The following is an 18128-nucleotide window of genomic DNA, read 5'->3' as shown; positions in this document are numbered from 1 at the left end:
CCATGACAAGCCCCGCCAACGACTGGAATGCCGACCTCGCGCTTCTCACCGCCGCAGCGCGGCTTGCCGGTGCGCGGGCGCTGGAATTCTTCCGCAAGGAGCCGGAGGTCTGGTGGAAGAACGGCGGCCATTCGCCGGTGAGTGCCGCCGACTTTGCCGCGAACGACATCCTCAAGAAGGAACTGCTCTCCGCCCGGCCGAACTACGGCTGGCTCTCGGAAGAGACCGACGACGATGCCGGACGGCTCGATTGCGAGACGGTGTTCGTCATCGATCCGATCGACGGCACGCGCGCCTTCATCGCCGGCAAGGACATCTGGTGCGTCAGCGCCGCCGTTGTGCACAAGGGCAGGCCCGTTGCCGGCGTGCTCTTCGCGCCGTCGCTCGATGAACTGTTCACCGCGGCCGCCGATGGCGTGGCGTTGAAAAACGGCCAGCCGATCAAGGCGACCGAGCCCGATGCCAGCCGCCCGACGCGCATGGCCGTGCCGGAAGACATGCTGCGGGACATCGACAAGCGCGTGGTCGGCGGCGTGCACCGCATCTCGCATGTACCCTCGCTTGCCTACCGGCTTGCCATGGTGGCGGACGGGCGCATCGACGCGACGCTGGTCAAGCGCAATGCCCATGACTGGGATCTCGCGGCTGCCGATCTCATCCTGACGCGGGCCGGTGGATCGCTCGTGACGCTCGATGGCGAGCCACTGTCCTACAACCGCCCGAACGTCACGCACGAGACGCTCGCTGCTGCCGGTTTATCCCGGCTTTCCGGCCTTGTGGATGCCTCCTGTCCCTTTGCCGGCCATTGACCTTTGGTGCGGAATACCGCAAACCGTGTGCCAAAATCCGACAAGAAAAAGAGAGAAGTCATGACCGAAACCACCGAATCGAAACAGCTCCTCCATCTGGTGTTCGGCGGCGAACTGACCACGCTGACGGACCTTCAGTTCCGCGATCTCAACAATCTCGATATCGTCGGAATCTTCCCCGATTATGCGAGCGCGCTCACCGCCTGGAAGTCGAAGGCCCAGCAGACCGTGGACAACGCGCATATGCGCTATTTCATCGTGCACATGCACCGGCTTCTGGACCCGCAGAACGGCTGAGACGCGTTTCCTGACACCGCTCCCGCGCGGCTTTCGCCGCGCCGGACAAAATCGGACCTTTCATGACCCTCACAAGCCCGAAAGCCGTAACCGGGGCGCCCTGCCGATGAGCAGGCGGCTCGCCCGTTTCGCGCTTTCGCTCTACCGTTGGGGTGGCGTCGCGCTCTACCCGATCGTCGGTCCGTATCTGGCGTTGCGGGTGGCCAAGGGCAAGGAAGAACGCTCCCGCCGCCGCGAGCGCTACGGTTTCGCCAGCGTCGATCGCCCGACGGGGCCGCTCGTGTGGTTTCATGCCGCAAGCGTCGGCGAGACCAATGCGGTGCTGCCGCTGATCAAGGAAGTGCGCCGCCGCGGCATCGCCGTCCTGCTCACGACAGGCACCATCACCTCCGCCAAGGTCGTGCGCGACAGGCTCGGCACAGACGTCATCCACCAATATGTGCCGCTCGACCTGAAGCCGGCGATCAGCCGTTTCCTGGAATACTGGCACCCCGATCTCGCTATCATGGCGGAGTCGGAGATCTGGCCGATGACCATCCTGGAGCTCAGCAAACGCCATATCCCGCAGGTTCTGGTGAACGGTCGTATTTCGGACCGCTCATTCCCGCGCTGGAAGCGGCGCATGTCGATCGCCGATGCGATCTTCGAGAATTTCGCCCTGGTCATCGCGCAGTCGGAGCTGGATGCGGAGCGCTTCCGCACGCTGGGTGCCCTGCCGGTCATGGTCTCCGGCAACCTCAAGGTCGATACGGATGGGCCGCCGGCCGATGCCGCCGTGCTGAAGGCCTATCTCGACCAGATCAAGGGCCGTCGCACCTGGGCGGCGATCTCGACCTTCGAGGGCGAGGAAGCGGCCGCCGGCAATGTGCACCGTGTGTTGAAGGAGCGCACGCCGGGCCTCCTCACCATCATCGTGCCGCGCCACCCCGAGCGCAGCGATGCTATCGCCGACATGCTGACGGCGCGCGGCCTGAATGTCGCCCGTCGCACATTGAACGACCCGCTGACGCCGGAGACCGATATCTTCCTCGGCGATACGATCGGCGAAATGGGGCTCTACCTGCGCATGACGGAAATCGCCTTCGTTGGCCGTTCGCTGTTTGCGGAAGGCGGACAGAACCCGCTGGAGCCGGCCATGCTCGGCTGCGCGATCCTGTCCGGCGGCAACGTGCAGAATTTCCGCGAGGCCTACCAGCAACTCGCCCGCAATGGCAGCGCCAAGATGGTGCGCGACGTCGAGATGCTGGCCAAGGGCGTGCATTACCTCTTGAGCAACGACGAGATGCGCAAGCAGATGATCGAGGCCGGGCAGGAGACCGTGCAGGAAATGCGCGGTGCCTTGCGCGCCACGGTAAAGGGGCTGGAACCCTATATCAATCCGCTCACCGTGAAGGCGCGGCTCCACCCGCGCCAGACCTCCTGAAAGGACGGGACATGACCAAGGCAGCGACGATTTCCGGCATCCTCTTCGACAAGGACGGAACGCTGCTCGACTATGCCCGGAGCTGGGTACCAGTGAACTACGAGCTCGCCCGCGTTGCCGCTCTCGGTGACGAGGATCTGGCGCGCAAGCTGCTCGTGGCCGGCGGCATGGACCCGGACACCGGCCATGTCATGCCCGATAGCCTGCTGGCCGCTGGCAACACGGTGGAAATCGCCGAGGGCTTCGTCGCAGCCGGCGCACCCTTCACCGTGGAGGCGCTGACCATCCATTTCGACGGCCTCTTCGCCAATTCCGCGCAGCTTGCTGTCGCCGTCACCGATCTTGCGGACTTCTTTGCCACCATGCACGCCCGTGGCTACTGGCTGGGCGTTGCCTCCAGCGACAACGAAGCGTCGATCCGCGCGACGGCAAAGCGCTTCGGCTTTGAAAACTATCTCCACTACGTTGCCGGTTATGACAGTGGCTTCGGCATCAAGCCGGAAGCCGGCATGGTGCTCGGCTTCTGCGCCGCGACCGGCCTCGAGCCGCACCAGGTCGCCGTCGTCGGCGACAACAATCACGACATGCATATGGGCCGCAACGCCGGTGCCGGCCTCACCGTCGCCGTGCTCACCGGCACGGGCTCGCGGGAATCGCTGGCCGACGCCTCCGACTACTGCCTCAACGACATCACCGAACTCGTGCCGCTCTTCCCCGAAGCCGCGGCCGCACGTCCGGCAGCGTGAGACGCCGCAACCGTCTTGCCAGGCAAACCGTCTCTCATGGTTGATTTTCCGCGCCTTCTCGCGTTTCTTGACGCAACGACCGGGCAGAAGCGCTCGCTGGGGGCCGAATGGTAAGTGAAGCACCGCCTTTCTGGTGGACGAAGCCGGACTGGCGGGCCTATGCGCTCTGGCCTGTCTCGCGCCTCTATGGCCTGGTCGCCGGCCAGCGCATGCGCAAGAAGCGGCGCGGGGAAGTGCCGGTCCCGGTCATCTGCGTCGGTAACTTCACCGTCGGTGGTGCCGGCAAGACGCCGACGGCGATCGCCATCGCCCGCGCCGCCAAGGCGCGGGGCCTCAAGCCGGGCTTCCTCTCCCGCGGTTATGGAGGTTCGCTCGACGTGACCACCGTCGTCGATCCCCATCACCACTATGCCCGCGCCGTCGGGGACGAACCGCTGCTGCTCGCCCGGGAAGCTTTGACGGTCATCGCCCGCAAGCGGATCAAGGGCGCGAAAAAGCTGGTGGAGGAAGGCGCCGACCTCATCATCATGGATGACGGCTTCCAGAGCGCGCAACTGACCTTCGATTATGCGCTGCTGGTCATCGACACGCGCCGCGGCATCGGCAACGGCCACCTCGTGCCGAGCGGCCCGGTGCGTGCGCCGCTGGCCGAACAGATGCGCCAGGCGAGCGCGCTTCTGGCGATCGGCGATGGCAACGCGGCCGACCGATTGATCCGCCAGGCGGCGCGTGCCGGCAAGGCGGTCCATTCCGCCACCCTCGTCACCGTCGGTGCCGAGGATCTGGAGGGGCAGGTCGTCATGGCCTGGTCGGGCATCGCCGATAATGAAAAGTTCTTCCGCACCGTCAACGAGACCGGCGCGCATCTCTACGTGACCCGCAGCTTCCCCGACCATCATTATTTGAGCGACGACGAGGTGGCGGAAATCCTCGACCATGCCGAAGGGCTCAGCTACCAGCTTCTCACCACATCCAAGGACAGTGTGCGCCTTGCCGGCGGGCACGGCCGGTCGGAAAAGCTTAAGGAGAAGAGCCGGGTAGTCGAGGTGGAAATCCGCTTCGACGACCCGAAGGGACCGGACGCGATCATCGACGCGGCGATCGCGAATGCGAGGCGGCGGAAACTGAAGGCGTCGGGTGCAGGTAAGGCCTAGCGCTTCTGGTTGGGCAGCGCGCCGGCGCGTTTTTCGGCGTCCAGCGAGGCGGCGCAGGTGGCGTAGGGTTCCTGGCGGGCGACGCTCCAGTAGCGCAGCTCGTCGACCGGGATCATTTCGCCGGTCATCGCGCAGGTGACGTGCGAACCGGGCATCAGGATCTGGAAATCACCGTCAAGATAGCGGATCTTCGCTTCGCGGCTGCCGCGTCCTTCAAGACGGTTCATCATCGATCTCAATATCCGTGTCATCTGGTCGTCATGCTGCCATATCGCGGCAAGGGTGAAATTTCCAGCGTTTTCGCTGTTGTCAGCTGCGTCCGAACAGCCGTTCGATGTCCGAAAGCTTCAGTTCGATATAGGTCGGCCGTCCATGGTTGCACTGGCCGGACCCTGGGGTCGCCTCCATCTGGCGCAGCAATGCGTTCATCTCTTCCGGCCGCATGCGCCGGCCGGAGCGCACAGAGCCGTGGCAGGCCATGGTGGCGGCGAGGTATTCGAGCTTGGCCTTGAGGCCGCTCGCCGTGTCCCATTCCGCCAGTTCATCGGCAAGCTGGCGGATGAGGCCGCTCGCGTCCATCTCGCCGAGCATGGCGGGGGTCTCGCGCACCGCGACCGCGCCGGGGCCGAAGCGCTCGATGCCGAGACCGAGTTTTGCGAATTCCTCGGCATGCGAGACGAGCCGGTCGCAATCGTCCTCCGGCAGGTCGACGATCTCGGGAATGAGCAGCACCTGCGCCGGCACGGAACGGGAATGCAGGGCATTGCGCATCGCTTCGAAAACCAGGCGTTCATGCGCCGCGTGCTGGTCGACGATCACCAGCCCGTCTTCGGTCTGCGCGACGATGTAGTTTTCGTGGAGCTGCGCGCGGGCGGCGCCGAGCGGATGGCGTTGCGGTGGCTCCTCTTCGCGCATGGCGGACGGCGTGAACATTGGCTCGCTGCGTGCCGACGGCGTTGTGAATTCCGCAAAACCCGCCTGCCGCTCGCGAAGCGGACTTGGCGAGCCTGCGGTCTCGAAAGGGCGATAGGGCGAGGCAGACGGCGTCCAAGGCGTCGAAGGCTGCGATGTTTCGGGCCGGAAAGCGCGCATCAGGCCGCTTGCACCGGTCGTTGCTGCCCGGTCGCCTTCGCGGGCAAGCGCCTCGCGGATCGCGCCGATGATCAGGCCGCGCACCAGGCCCGGATCGCGGAAGCGCACGTCGGATTTCGCCGGATGCACGTTGACGTCGACCAGCGCCGGATCGATGTCGATCGCCAGCACCGCGACAGGATAACGCCCGTGCGGGATGGTCTCGGCGTAGGCCGCCCGCAGCGCCGACCAGACCAGCTTGTCCTGCACCGGCCGACCGTTGACGAAAGCGAACTGGTTGAGGCTGTTGCCGCGGTTGAAGGTCGGTACGCCGGCAAAGCCGGTGAGCCGAACGCCTTCGCGGCTGGCATCGATCTCGATGGCATTGTCGCGGAAATCCCGGCCGAGCACCTGGGCGATGCGGGCGAGCCGGTCCGTGCCGGTCGCCGGAAACTCCAGCGTCGTGCGGTCGGAACCCGACAGCACGAAACGCACATGCGGGAAGGCGATCGCCATGCGGCGCACCACGTCGGAAATCGCCGACGCCTCGGCCTTCTCGCTCTTCAGGAACTTGAGCCGTGCGGGCGTCGCGAAGAATAGGTCGCGCACTTCGACGACGGTGCCGCGGTTGGCGGCGGCGGGGCGAACCGGCACCACTTTGCCGCCCGTCACGCTGATCTCGGCCCCTTCGCCGGCGTCGGCCGTGCGGCTGAGCAGCGAAAGTTTTGCGACGGAACCGATCGAGGGCAGGGCCTCGCCACGGAAACCGAGCGTGCGGATGTCGGCGAGATCCTTGTCGAGCTTGGAGGTGCAGTGCCGGCGGATCGCCAGTTCCAGGTCTGCGGGTGCCATGCCGCTGCCATTGTCGGTGATACGCAGCAGCGTCTTGCCACCGCCGGCCGTCGCGATCTCGATGCGCGTCGCGCCGGCATCCAGCGCGTTCTCGATCAGCTCCTTGGCGGCACTCGCCGGCCGTTCGATCACTTCGCCGGCGGCAATCTGGTTGATGAGGGTTTCGGAAAGCTGCCTGATGGTCATGGTGCTATTTTCGCGGATTCGGCGGGGTCATGCCAGTGGCAAGTTGCCTTATCCCGCGTCGTGCACACCAACGGCCTGAAATCGTTTAATCAGGCTTTAATAAAATGCTGCCAACGTGCCGGAGCGCTTGTATGAACACAAGCCGGCCGGTTCTCCGGTGGATTATTTCAGCGTCGCTGGCCGCTGTCATTCCCAAGTCCGAAGGTGCGACAAGCATCGATCAGCATGTTTCCGGGAATGCCAGACAGGCGAGGACTGCCACAATGAATGATGTAGCGTCGCCTGACGCGAACATCCGGCTGGGAATGTTTGAGGCCGCGTGCGATATCCTCGCCGCCGCCGTAATCGTCTACGACAAGAACGATTGCCTCGTCTTCGCCAGTCGCCAGGTCCTGCGCTATTTTCCGATTCCGCCCGACACGCTGAAGCCCGGCACCCGGCTGCGCGACGTGCTCGGCGCGATCTTCGACAGCGGCGTGCGCTATGGCATTCCGCCGGAGCAGCGCCACAAGGCCGTCAACCGCGAGGAATGGATCTCCACCCGCATCTCCGCCCACTGGCGCGAGCAGCATGACGCCGTCGAACGGCTTGGCCGCGACCGCTGGATCCATTTCCGTAAGCGCCGCCTGCCGAGCGGCTACAATGTCACGACGCTGGTCGACGTTTCCGAGCAGAAGAAGCAGGAAGAGCAGTGGCGCGTCGATCTCGAGCGCATCGCGCTGACCGAGGCCATCCTCGAGAGCCTGCCGTCGCCGGTGGTCATCAAGGACCGCAACCTCACCTATATCGCGGCCAACAAGGCCTTCTGCACCATCTACGACACCAGCGCCGACAGCATCATCGGCCGTTCGATCTGGACGCTTGCCGACGCCGAGAGCGCCGAGCGTATCGAGAGCAGCGACCGCACCGTGCTGGAGACGGGCGAGCCCTACACGCTTGCCGAACATGTCATCCGCGCTGACGGGTCCGACCTCTACGCTATTACCCGCAAGTATCGCATCGGCGCGCCGGGACATTACGCCCTGGTGACGCTGATGGAGGACGTGACGGCCTTCGTGACGGGCGAGCGGGCCGTGGCGGATACCGACGATGCCGTGCTGCGCGTCCCGGGCGGCTTCGTGGAGGCGCAGAACTGCTTCGATCCCGTGCGTGATGCGGAGCGCCGCCTGTTGCTCGACCAGCTCAATCCCGAGGAACTGCGGGTCGTCGCCGGCAAGCGCATCCTCGTCGTCACCCCCAACCCGCATATCGAGGACATCCTCGTTGCGGAGTTCAAGGCACGCGGCGGCGATTGCTGCGCCGTCAGCAGCGTGCGGGAATACGACGCCTTCCTTGCTCTTGCCGCCCGGCAGGGACTCGTTATCGATCTCGTCGTCATCGACGACAACATGGCAGGCCACGAAATCGTCCAGGGGAACAGCCGCGGCATCGCCACGCGGCTGATCAGCCCGGGTGGCATCGGCCCGGATTTCATGCGCGCCCTCGTCGAGGAGCACGAGCTGTTGTCCGAAGACGGTTCGCCGCTCGGCGACATCCTCACGCCCGTCTCGTTTTCCGACGACTGGTATATCGCAACCGACATCTCGACCATGCTGCCGGCCGCCGTCGGCGACATCGAGGTCCTGGTCGCCGAGGACAACCAGATCAACCAGTTCGTCTTCTCGCAGATTCTCGAAGGCATGGGCATTTCGCACCGTATCGCCGAGAATGGCGAGGAGGCGGTCATGCTGTGGCGCAAGCACCAGCCGCGCCTCGTGCTGATGGATATTTCCATGCCCGTCATGAACGGCATCGATGCCGCGATGGAAATACGCGAGGCGGAGAAGCAGACCGGCACCCGCACGCCGATCGTCGCCGTCACCGCCCAGGCGCTCAATGTCGACATGCAGAACTGCATGGATGCGGGCATGGACGACTACATCACCAAGCCGGTGAGCCCCGACATGATCGAGGCCATCTATCGGCGCTATGCCGCCGCCAAGCCGGAGAAAATAGTCGCGTAAGTTGAAAAGGGCCGGTCAACTCCCCAGAAATGGGGAGGCGCGTGGGGAGGACTGAGGATCGCTTGCTATGCATTTGTTAACGATCATGCCCCATCGTGGATCGGTCGGCGGAGATCGGGCGCAAGTACGGGAAATCATTGATGAAGTCTGCTGAACACGCGGCGCTGGATGTTTCCCAGACTGACCTCCATGCCATGGCATACACCGACCCGTTGACCGGGCTCGGTAACCTTTACCGGCTGCGCGACAAGGTGCGCCAGATCGCCAAGGAGCGCGAGGAGGACCCGGCTCCCTTCGCCATCGGCATGGCCAATCTCGACGGCTTCAAACCGATCAACGACCTTTTCGGCCCGCGCGCAGGCGACGAAATCCTCTGCCAGGTCGCCCACCGCCTGAAAGCCTGCATTCCGGACGGCGCGACCGTCACCCGCCATGGCGGCGACGAGTTCGCCTTCGTGCTGCCGCTGGTCTTCGAGCGCAAGGGCGCTGAAAAGATCGGCCAGATGCTGCGCGAGGTGCTGTCGGCGCCGTTCGATCTCGGTGATCGCAACGTGCGGCTTTCCGCCTCCTTCGGGTTCGCCATCTACCCTTTCGCCGGTGAAGACTTTACCGAGCTTCTGAAGAGCGCCGATACCGCGCTCTACCGGTCGAAGCGCCGTGGCCGCGGCCAGATCACCGTCTATTCGCAGGAAATCGCCCAGGAGATGAAGCGCGCCACGCAGCTCGAGCAGGCGCTGCGCAATGCCATCATCGCCAACGAGGTGGACGTGCATTTCCAGCCGATCGTCAGCCTGCGCGACGATACGGTCCTCGGCTTCGAGGCGCTCGCGCGCTGGTGCGATGCGGACCTTGGCTATGTCTCGCCCGCCGTCTTCGTGCCGCTTGCAGAAGAGCGCGGGTTTATCGACGCGCTGTCGGACACCTTGCTGCGCAAGGCCGCAGAAACCGCCTTGTCCTGGCCGAAGGAACTTTTCCTCTCGTTCAATCTCTCCTCCGCCCAGCTGATGGACCCGAAGACGGCGTTCAACACGCTGGCCATTCTCAACCGCGTTGGTCTCGATCCGCGCCGGCTGGAGCTTGAAATCACCGAAACGGCGATGATGACGGACGCGGACACCGCGCAGAAGATCGTCGGCGAGTTGCGTGGCGCCGGCGTGCGCATCTCGCTCGATGATTTCGGCACTGGCCAGTCGAGCCTCGGGCGCCTGCGCGATTTCACCTTCGACAAGGTGAAGATCGACCGGGCCTTCGTCTCGCGTATTTCCAACGACAAGGCGTCGGAACATATCATCAAGGCCATCGTCGCCATGTGCGAGGGCCTGGACCTTGCGGTGGTTGCGGAAGGCATCGAGGATTTCTCCGAGGCGCTGAAGCTCAAGGCGCTCGGCTGCGGCATGGGCCAGGGCTATTTCTACGGCAAGCCGGCGGATGCCGTCGCCACCATGCGTTTCCTCGCTGACCGCTATGTCAGCATCGATGGCCGCACCGCGTCCGCCTGACGAATCGTCCCGGAATAAGCCGGTTCGTTAAAATTGTCTGTTTCGGTTTAGCCGGGCGGCAAACACTCTCCACTATGGTCGGTTCCATAGAATAATTCGTGAGTGGAGCCACGGATGACCACCATCAAGGACATGCCCGTCAGGGCGACCGACCGTTCGAACGTGCGTATTTTCGCGACGGTCCACATCATGCATCAATCGACGCGCGGCCGCGTCGTCGACCTGTCGCCAAGCGGCATGGCGCTCGATCTGGAAAAGCCTGTGCAGGCGATGCCCGGCCAGATGGTAACCATCGAGAGTGAGGAACTGGGCCGTCTCAGCGGCACGATCCGCTGGCTCAGCAATGGTCGCCTCGGCATTCAATACAAGTTGTCGACCAATGCGCTGGCGCAGATTACATCCTACTTCCGCTTCTTCCACGAGGAAGTGCGGCCGGTCCTTCGCCGCTAGAAGTCAGGGTTCCTCGGCCCGGCCCACCCGGCCTTCCTCGACGAGCCAGTCGCGCACGCGTCGTGCCGGGCCGTTGAGTTCGCGCGATCGCGGCCAGACGACGTAGAAGGCATCGTCCATGCGCAGCACATGGCCGCCGACGGTGACGAGTGCGCCGGAGCGCACCTGCCGCTCGATCAGGTGCTGCCAGCCGAGTGCCACGCCTTCCCCCGCCAGCACCGCCTGGATCACCAGCACATAGTCATTGATGGAGAGCCGCCGCGCCTGCGCCGGATAGCGAAGGCCGGCGCTGGCAAACCATTCCGGCCAGTCGCAGGCCGAGCGCACCGGTTCCTCCAGATGGATAAGCGGCAGTTTCAACAATTCCGCCGGCGTTGCTGGATGCCCTCGGCTTTCCACGAAGGCGGGGCTGGCAACGGCGGTGATCACCTCCGGCGCCAGGAGAGCGGCATGATAGCGCGGCCATTTCGCCGGATCGCCGCCGCGAATGCCGAGCGGGATCGGTTCCTCGTCGAGATCGAGGTCGCGCACGCTGGTCTGGATGCGAAGGTCGACGTCCGGCAAGTCCGCCCGGAGCTTGGCAAGCCGCGGCAGCATCCACATCGAGGCGAAGGCAGTGGAGGCGGCGAGCGTCACATTCGCCTCGCGCCCCTTGGCGCGAATGTCCTCCGCCGATTTCTGGATGCGCGAGAGGCCGAGCGTCACGTCGACGTGGAAGCGCTCGCCCGCATCGGTCAGTTCCACCGCGCGGTGGACACGGTGGAACAGCGCCACGCCCAGCTGTTCCTCCAGATTGCGCACCGCATAGGAGACGGCGGCCTGCGTCATGCCGAGCTCACTGGCGGCACGGGTAAAATTCTGGTGCCGTCCGGCGGCCTCGAAGATGATGAGGCTGGAGGCGGAGGGAAGCAGGCGGCGGAGCGTTTCCATAAACTCAGCTTATAGTGTCGAATAAATTTTTCCAGCGTTACAACTGGCCTTTTCACGCCTAGCCTCGCTCCAAATTATGGAGGAATGCATGGCCGAGGCAGCGACGATCGAGGCGCCGGTACGGCGCAGCAGAGGCACACGGCGGGACAACGCGGCAAAGCCGCTCGGCGTGCCCTATATCGTGCGCGGCATCCCGACCTATGACGTGCTCTCGGAAGAGAATCTGCAGAAGATCGAGCGGGTGGCGGACCGCATCCTTGCCGAAGTCGGCATCGAGTTTCGCGACGACCCGGCCACGCTCGACCACTGGAAGCGCGCGGGTGCCAAGGTCGATGGCGTGCTGGTCCGCTTCGAGCCGGGCATGCTGCGCGAAATCGTCTCCTCCGCGCCTGCCGAGTTTACCCAGTATGCCCGCAATCCTGCCAACAACGTGCAGATCGGCGGCAACAAGGTTGTCTTCTCGCCCGCCTATGGTTCGCCCTTCGTCATGGACCTCGACAGGGGCCGGCGCTACGGCACGCTGGAGGATTTTCGCAACTTCATCAAGCTCGCCCAGTCGAGCCCCTGGCTGCACCATTCCGGCGGCACGATCTGCGAGCCGGTCGATATCCCGGTGAACAAGCGCCATCTCGACATGGTCTACAGCCATATGAAATATTCCGATCGCCCCTTCATGGGTTCGATCACGGCGGAGGAACGCGCCGAGGATTCCATCGACATGGCGCGCATCCTGTTCGGTGCCGACTTCGTCGACCAAAACTGTGTCATCCTGGGCAATGTCAACGTCAACTCGCCGCTCGTCTGGGACGGCACCATGACAAAGTCGCTGCGCGCCTATGCCCGCGCCAATCAGGCCGCCGTCATCGTGCCCTTCATCCTCGGCGGCGCCATGGGTCCCGTCACCAATGCCGGCGCCATCGCGCAGTCCTTTGCCGAAACGCTCGCCGGCTGCGCGCTGACCCAGCTGGAGCGCAAGGGTGCGCCGGTCATCTTCGGCAACTTCCTGTCTTCCATGTCGCTGCGCTCCGGCTCGCCGACCTTCGGCACGCCGGAGCCGGCCATCGGCTCCATGGTCGTCGGCCAGCTCGCCCGCCGCCTCAAGCTGCCGCTACGCTGCGCCGGCAATTTTTCCAACTCCAAGCTGCCGGATGGGCAGGCGATGCAGGAAGGGATGATGTCGATGCTGTCGGCCGTGCATTGCGGCGCGAATTTCATCCTGCATTCCGCCGGCTTCCTCGATGGCCTGCTCGCCATGTCCTACGAGAAGTTCGTGATGGATGCGGATCTCTGCGGCGCGCTGCATTCCTACCTTGCCGGCGTCGTCGTCGACGACAACACGCTCGCCATGGACGCCTTCCTGCAGGTCGGCCCCGGCAGTCATTTCCTTGGTTGCGACCACACGATGCGCAACTACCAGACGGCTTTCTGGGACTCGACGCTTTCCGACAACGAACCCTTCGAGAAATGGAGCGAAGAAGGCGGCTCGACCGACATGGCGACACGCGCCAATCGGCAGTGGAAGAAGACGCTCGCCGAATACGAGGCACCGCCGCTCGATGCCGCCATCGACGAGGCGCTTTGCGCCTACATGGATCGCAAGAAGGCCGCGATGGCCGACGCCTGGTACTGACGCTTTTCGGATTCCGAACAAAGAAAAACCCGATGGCGCAGGGACGCCATCGGGCTGGAGGTCAGAAGTACCCGCCGGTTTATTCGACCGGCTGGGTCGTGGCCGGAGCCGTGCCCGTATCGGTCGTTGACGAGGTGGTCGAAGTATCGACCGGCGTCGTGGCCTGGCGTTCGGCGACCTGCTGCGACTTGGTCTTGAATTCCGGCGCAGCCTGCAGGCTTTCGGCGGTTTCGGTCGTCGTCAGCTTGACGTCGTCCGAATCCGGGGTCTGCGTGATCGAGACCTTCTCGAACGGAACGGCGACCCACTTTTCACCGATGCCCAGGAAGCCACCGACACCGACGACAGCAGCGGTGATACCGCCGTCCTTTTCCATGATCAGGTCGGAGATCTTGCCGATGCTTTCATCGGCGCTGTTGTAGACCGCCTGACCGATATAGGTGTTGGCGCTGATCTGCTCGTCCGACTGGGCGGTCAGATAGTCACCACCGGCGGCCGGAGCCTGGGCGGTGTCTTCGCTCGGCGTGGTGGCCGGGGTCTGAGCCGTATCTTCGGTCGGCGTCGTGCTCGGGTTTGCGGCGGTGTCGCCGGGCGTCGTGCCCGTTGCGTCATCGCCCGGCATCACTGCCGGCTTGTCCATGGTCTGGGTTTCGCCGGCGGCCGGCTGGGTGGTGTCCTGCGCATAGGCTGCCGGAGCAAGGGCCGCGCCAAGGAAAATTGCACCAGCGGCAACGGAGGTAAGAAGTTTGTTGGTCATTGGAAACCTGCCTTTCGTCTCGTTGGTATCAAGGCGCGGCGGAGGTTTTGAAGTGCCCGTCCACACCGGTTGATGGACAAGGAACGGCGACACCCGGCTTTGGTTCCGATGAAAATTGCCTTCTTTTTCGTTGCCGCCATGCTTTTTTGACGTGGCTCTGCTGGTAAAATGCCCGCTGGACAGGCGTCTAAAGCTGGAATTTCGGCTCGAAACGTCCCTTGACCGTTATGCCCAACTCGAAGGTCTGGCCGGCATGCGGATCGGCAAGGTGCCCTTCCGCCTCCAGGTCCTGCCAGGCGGAGGTCACCAGCAGCCGGTCGGCCTTTTCGCCGATGAAGGCCGGGCAGCTCGCCTGCGAAGCCGGCACCAGGTAGCGCGCGATCTTCGTACCGTCCGGTCTGTAGACGTCGACGGCGTTCGAGCCCCAGCGGGCATTCCAGATGAGGCCATCGGCATCGCAGACCGCACCATCGACGCCACCCGGCGTGACGCTCTCGTCGCTGAGCACCTCCGGCGCGCCGGTGGGGAGGCCTGTCTTCGGGTCGAGTGCGACCCGCATCAGATGGTTGACGTCGGTATCGGTGAAGTAGCCGATGCTGCCATCCGGCGAAAAGCAGATGCCGTTCGGAATGGTGATGTTGGAATAGAGCACCGTCACCCGGTCGCCCGCGACGTGGTAGATCGCGCCGGAATGCTTTTCCGCCTTGCGACCCATCGTGCTCGCCCAGAGCGCGCCGGACGGGTGGACGCGGCCGTCGTTGGAGCGGTTCTGCGTTTTGTCTTCCAGTTTTACGAAGGGCGTCAGCCGGCCGTCGGCGACCTGACGGATGAAGAGCCCCTGGTCGGAGACGATCAACTGGCGCTCCGCATCGATGACGGCGAGCACGCTGCCGAGGAAATGCAGGTCGTGTTGGGTTTTCGTCATGCTCGAAAGGTGCAGCTCATGCAGCTTCTTGCCGCGGATATCGAACCAGAAGGCGTTGCCGGTCGCAGGATCATAGGTCGGACCCTCGCCGAGCTGGCAGGCGATGTCGCTCAGAACGCGACCGGTGAAGGAATGCGTCTGGGTCATCGGCCCGCTCCATAGACGGCATCGTAGGCTTCGAGGGTGGTTTTGGCGCGCGCACGCACTTCATCGGCAGCCATGCCCATCTTGTAGAGGCTGGAGCCCAGGCCGAAGCTGCGCAGGCCGATCGCGGCATAGTCGGCGAAGTTCTTCTCCGACACGCCGCCGACGGCTGCGATCTCCAGTTCCGCCGGCAGCACGGCACGGATCGCCTGGATGCCGGCTGGGCCGAGCACGCTGGCCGGGAAGAATTTGAGGCCCGTCGCGCCGGCGCGGGCGGCGGCCAGCGCCTCGGTCGGGGTGAAGACGCCGGGCATCGTCACCATGCCCTTGGCGGCAGCGGTGGAGATGACGTCCGGCTCGACATTCGGGCTCACCATCAGCCGTCCGCCAACGTCGGCAAGGCGATTGACGTCCTCCACGGTCAGAACGGTGCCGGCACCGATCAGGCAGCCATCCGGCGCCATCTTCACGGCGGTCTCGATGGATTTGAACGGCTCCGGCGAATTCAGCGGGATTTCGATTGCCGTAAAGCCGCTTTCGATCAGCGCGCCGACGACACCTTCGGTTTCGCTCGGCTTCAGGCCGCGCAGGATGGCGATCAGCGGATATTTCATCGGGGGAAAGGGAATGCGGTTCATGGTGTTTGCTTTCTCAGAGGGACCAGAGCGCCTTGGCGCCTGCGGCTAGGCCGTTTCGCACGGCGGTATCGGCGTCGATGAAAGAGGGGGAGAGGTCGGCGGCGGCCAGCGCCTGGCTGTAAAGGTCGCCGAGCCCGCCCGAGACGACCAGCGTCACGGGCGTGCCTTCCGCAACCAGCGACAGCGCTCCGGCGATTTCGAGCCCGATCAGCGTACCCGAGAGCCGCGCCTTGGCATCTTCGGGCGAAAGCCCGGCAATCAGCGATCCGGCCCGTACGGAAAACAGCTGGCTCGTCGCGAGCGCCGGATTGGCGACCATGCGCGCCACGGCCGCGCGGAAGGCGGCGGTCCCGCCGGAAATCGCACCAGCGTCGGCGATGGCATGGCTGAGGATCGTGTTCTTCGCGATGGCCTCGAACAGTTCGCCGGTCATGAAGGTGGAGAAACCCAGAACCTTGCCGCCGGACAGGCGAACCCATTTGCTGTGCGTGCCGGGCATGCAGACGAGGTGGTCGCCATCGCCGAGCGCGCCGGCGGCACCGAGAAGCTGGGTTTCCTCGCCGCGCATGACATCGGGCGCCGCCGCATCGCGCTGGGCAAGGCCGGGCAGGATGCGGATATCCGCCGCGACACCGGGAATGCGCACGGCCGCGGCCGGGATGTCGGCAAGGGCTGCGGGCGTGTCGATATAGCCGGCCTCGATCCAGCCCTGCTTGGCGCCGGCCATGCCGCAGACCAGCACGGGCAGGCCGTCGGGCGCGGAAACTGCAGTAAGGTGACTTGCCAGCACCTCGGCAAAGCCGGTGCGCGCGGCGGTGGTCATGCCTTCGCCGCTGCGGCGTTCGGCGATGACGTTGCCATCCTTGCCGATGAGCCAGAGGCGGAAGCTGGAGGTTCCCCAGTCGACCGCGACATAGGCGGGTTCGGGGGTGGGGTTGGTCATCAGAGCATGCCTCCATCGACGATGAGTGATTGGGCGGTGATGGCGGCGGACGCATCCGACGCCAGGAAGAGGGTAGGGCCGACCATGTCCTCAGCCAGCAGCGAGCGCTTCAGGCATTGGCGGTCGATGCCGCCGGCCTTGGCGTCTTCGTCGATCCACAGGCGCTTCTGTCGCTCCGTCAGCACCATGCCGGGCAGGATGGCGTTGACGCGGATCCTGTCTGGGCCGAGCTTGCCGGCGAGCGACTTGGTGAGGCCGATGATGCCGGCCTTGGCCGTCGCATAGCCGGGCAACTCGCCCATGTTGAGCAGGAAGGCGATGGAGGAGAAATTGACGATCGCGCCACCGCCGCCCTTGCGCATATGCGGCGCGACCGCCTGGGCGGCGAAAAAGTGGTGGCGCAGGTTCACCGCCTGGTTCTCGTCCCAATAGTCGGGTTCGACTGTTTCGAGATCGTGGCGGTCGTCGCGCGCCGCATTGTTGACGAGCACGCGAATGCCGCCGAGTGCGGCCGCGGCTGTCTCGATCGCTATCCGCAACGCCGCGATGTCGCGCAGGTCCGTGCCTATGAAGAGGGGAAGATGTTCGACCTTGCCGTCCAGTTCGGAAACCAGCGTGCGGCTCTCCGCCTCGGCAATGTCGAGGAAGGCGACGCGGGCGCCCTCAGCCGCAAAACCCGCCACCAGCGCCGCACCAATGCCCGAGCCTCCGCCGGTGATGATCACGCCCTGTCCTGCGAGGTCCGGATAGCGACCCGTCATCGCTGTTCTCCCGATATGAATTCCATTATTTGGAACTGAGTTTGATTATTCGGAATTATTCCGCTACTGTGCCGGAGTGTCAAGGGATCAGCGGGGCTGCGACAATGACGACGGCAAACGAAACCGGTGCAGGCACCGGCACGCTCGGCAAGGCGATGGATGTGCTGGAGACGGTTGCGCTCGCCGACAGGCCGATGCGCTTCACTGACGTGCTTGCTGTCAGCGACCAGCCGCGCGGCACGCTGCATCGCCAGCTGTCTCATCTGGTGCAGGAAGGGCTTCTGGAGCTGCGCCCCGACCACGCCTATATGCCGGGCCTGCGCCTTCTCAAGCTCGCCTCAGCCAGCTGGGCGCGCAATGAATTCCGCGCCGTCGCGGCCCCGTTCCTCGATGCGCTGCATCGGGAAACCGGCGAGACCGTGCATCTCGGCGTGCTGCGCGGGCGGGAAATCATCTATCTCGACAAGGTGGAAAGCCGCCAGGCGGTGCGCATGAATTCGCAGGTCGGCAATGCCTCGCCCGCCTATTGCACGGGCGTCGGCAAGGCGGCGCTCTCCGTGCTCGATTCCGAGGCCTTGGAGGCGGTCCTGTCGGTGACCGAATTCCGCCGCTTCACGCCCCAGACGATCACCGGGCGAGCCCAACTTCTCGCCGAACTGGCGGAGATTCGCCAAAGCGGCATCGCATTCGACCGGGAAGAACACGAACCCGGCATACGCTGTGTCGCCGCCCCGGTTTTCGATGCCGGACGGTCGCTTGTCGCGGGCGTTTCCGTGACGGGACCGGCCTATCGTGTTGGACAAACAGAGCTTGTCGACTGGGCGCCGCGTGTCCGCCACGCGGCCGGCGCCATCATGGCGGAGCTTGCCGCACGGCTCGGTCCGCAACGATAAGTCGATAATGAGGTACG

Annotated in this window: 18 protein-coding genes; 10 read left to right on the top strand and 8 right to left on the bottom strand. The window is 64.6% G+C overall.

What is annotated here, in order from left to right; translation table 11 throughout:
- The first annotated feature begins 2 nt into the window (after positions 1-2).
- From BSY16_RS10870 to lpxK, 5 genes are all read left to right on the top strand, one after another.
- A complete protein-coding gene (locus BSY16_RS10870; protein ID WP_069059676.1) occupies positions 3-809 on the top strand; it encodes a 3'(2'),5'-bisphosphate nucleotidase CysQ in 807 nt (268 codons plus the stop codon).
- Positions 810-869: 60 nt separating this feature from the next.
- On the top strand, positions 870-1106 hold the full coding sequence (locus BSY16_RS10865) for a DUF4170 domain-containing protein (protein ID WP_069059675.1): 237 nt from the start codon (positions 870-872) through the stop codon (positions 1104-1106).
- A gap of 106 nt (positions 1107-1212) precedes the next feature.
- The gene (gene waaA / locus BSY16_RS10860; protein WP_069059674.1) at positions 1213-2529 is read left to right on the top strand and encodes a lipid IV(A) 3-deoxy-D-manno-octulosonic acid transferase; all 1317 of its coding nucleotides are present in this window, start codon (positions 1213-1215) and stop codon (positions 2527-2529) included.
- Positions 2530-2540: 11 nt separating this feature from the next.
- Positions 2541-3275 carry an HAD family hydrolase gene (locus tag BSY16_RS10855; protein ID WP_069059673.1) on the top strand — a complete coding sequence of 245 codons (735 nt, stop codon included), beginning with the start codon at positions 2541-2543 and terminating at the stop codon, positions 3273-3275.
- A gap of 107 nt (positions 3276-3382) precedes the next feature.
- Entirely contained in the window at positions 3383-4429 is a 1047-nt protein-coding gene (gene lpxK, locus BSY16_RS10850; protein WP_069059672.1) for a tetraacyldisaccharide 4'-kinase, read from the top strand.
- On the opposite strand, the gene BSY16_RS10845 is transcribed toward lpxK, so the two are convergent.
- Positions 4426-4656: a DUF2093 domain-containing protein gene (locus BSY16_RS10845; protein ID WP_069059671.1), complete on the bottom strand. Its 231-nt coding sequence runs from the start codon at positions 4654-4656 to the stop codon at positions 4426-4428. The two genes, lpxK and BSY16_RS10845, sit on opposite strands and share 4 nt — an antisense overlap.
- Before the next feature lie 82 nt (positions 4657-4738).
- Entirely contained in the window at positions 4739-6538 is a 1800-nt protein-coding gene (mutL, locus tag BSY16_RS10840; RefSeq protein WP_069059670.1) for a DNA mismatch repair endonuclease MutL, read from the bottom strand.
- A gap of 263 nt (positions 6539-6801) precedes the next feature.
- Between mutL and BSY16_RS10835 the strand changes: the two genes are divergently transcribed.
- The 3 genes from BSY16_RS10835 to BSY16_RS10825 all read left to right on the top strand — a co-directional run bounded on the left by BSY16_RS10835 (position 6802) and on the right by BSY16_RS10825 (position 10490).
- Positions 6802-8541: a response regulator gene (locus tag BSY16_RS10835; RefSeq protein WP_069059669.1), complete on the top strand. Its 1740-nt coding sequence runs from the start codon at positions 6802-6804 to the stop codon at positions 8539-8541.
- 140 nt (positions 8542-8681) lie between these two features.
- Positions 8682-10040, top strand: a complete 1359-nt coding sequence (locus BSY16_RS10830; RefSeq protein ID WP_069059668.1) for a putative bifunctional diguanylate cyclase/phosphodiesterase — start codon at positions 8682-8684, stop codon at positions 10038-10040.
- Positions 10041-10154: 114 nt separating this feature from the next.
- Entirely contained in the window at positions 10155-10490 is a 336-nt protein-coding gene (locus BSY16_RS10825; protein WP_069059667.1) for a PilZ domain-containing protein, read from the top strand.
- Positions 10491-10493: 3 nt separating this feature from the next.
- Here BSY16_RS10825 and BSY16_RS10820 read toward each other — a convergent pair whose 3' ends face one another.
- Positions 10494-11420: a LysR substrate-binding domain-containing protein gene (locus tag BSY16_RS10820; protein WP_069059666.1), complete on the bottom strand. Its 927-nt coding sequence runs from the start codon at positions 11418-11420 to the stop codon at positions 10494-10496.
- Between the two features lie 88 nt (positions 11421-11508).
- Here BSY16_RS10820 and BSY16_RS10815 point away from each other — a divergent pair, with 88 nt between their 5' ends.
- Positions 11509-13050 carry a trimethylamine methyltransferase family protein gene (locus BSY16_RS10815; protein ID WP_502695979.1) on the top strand — a complete coding sequence of 514 codons (1542 nt, stop codon included), beginning with the start codon at positions 11509-11511 and terminating at the stop codon, positions 13048-13050.
- 79 nt (positions 13051-13129) lie between these two features.
- Here BSY16_RS10815 and BSY16_RS10810 read toward each other — a convergent pair whose 3' ends face one another.
- From BSY16_RS10810 to BSY16_RS10790, 5 genes are all read right to left on the bottom strand, one after another.
- A complete protein-coding gene (locus BSY16_RS10810) occupies positions 13130-13807 on the bottom strand; it encodes a PRC-barrel domain-containing protein (protein WP_069059664.1) in 678 nt (225 codons plus the stop codon).
- A 187-nt stretch (positions 13808-13994) separates the two neighbouring features.
- Positions 13995-14879, bottom strand: a complete 885-nt coding sequence (locus tag BSY16_RS10805; protein WP_069059663.1) for an SMP-30/gluconolactonase/LRE family protein — start codon at positions 14877-14879, stop codon at positions 13995-13997.
- The gene (locus tag BSY16_RS10800; RefSeq protein ID WP_069059662.1) at positions 14876-15514 is read right to left on the bottom strand and encodes a 2-dehydro-3-deoxy-6-phosphogalactonate aldolase; all 639 of its coding nucleotides are present in this window, start codon (positions 15512-15514) and stop codon (positions 14876-14878) included. The genes BSY16_RS10805 and BSY16_RS10800 overlap by 4 nt, the downstream gene beginning before the upstream one ends.
- A 13-nt stretch (positions 15515-15527) precedes the next feature.
- Positions 15528-16457 (bottom strand): 2-dehydro-3-deoxygalactonokinase, encoded by a 930-nt coding sequence (locus BSY16_RS10795; RefSeq protein ID WP_069059661.1) that lies wholly within the window; start codon positions 16455-16457, stop codon positions 15528-15530.
- Positions 16457-17218 carry an SDR family NAD(P)-dependent oxidoreductase gene (locus BSY16_RS10790; protein ID WP_069059660.1) on the bottom strand — a complete coding sequence of 254 codons (762 nt, stop codon included), beginning with the start codon at positions 17216-17218 and terminating at the stop codon, positions 16457-16459. The genes BSY16_RS10795 and BSY16_RS10790 overlap by 1 nt, the downstream gene beginning before the upstream one ends.
- Before the next feature lie 104 nt (positions 17219-17322).
- Here BSY16_RS10790 and BSY16_RS10785 point away from each other — a divergent pair, with 104 nt between their 5' ends.
- Positions 17323-18111: an IclR family transcriptional regulator gene (locus tag BSY16_RS10785; protein ID WP_069059659.1), complete on the top strand. Its 789-nt coding sequence runs from the start codon at positions 17323-17325 to the stop codon at positions 18109-18111.
- Positions 18112-18128: the final 17 nt, after the last annotated feature.

Source organism: Sinorhizobium sp. RAC02, assembly GCF_001713395.1.
Taxonomy (GTDB): Bacteria; Pseudomonadota; Alphaproteobacteria; order Rhizobiales; family Rhizobiaceae; genus Shinella.
This window is presented reverse-complemented; position numbering and strand designations above follow the sequence as displayed.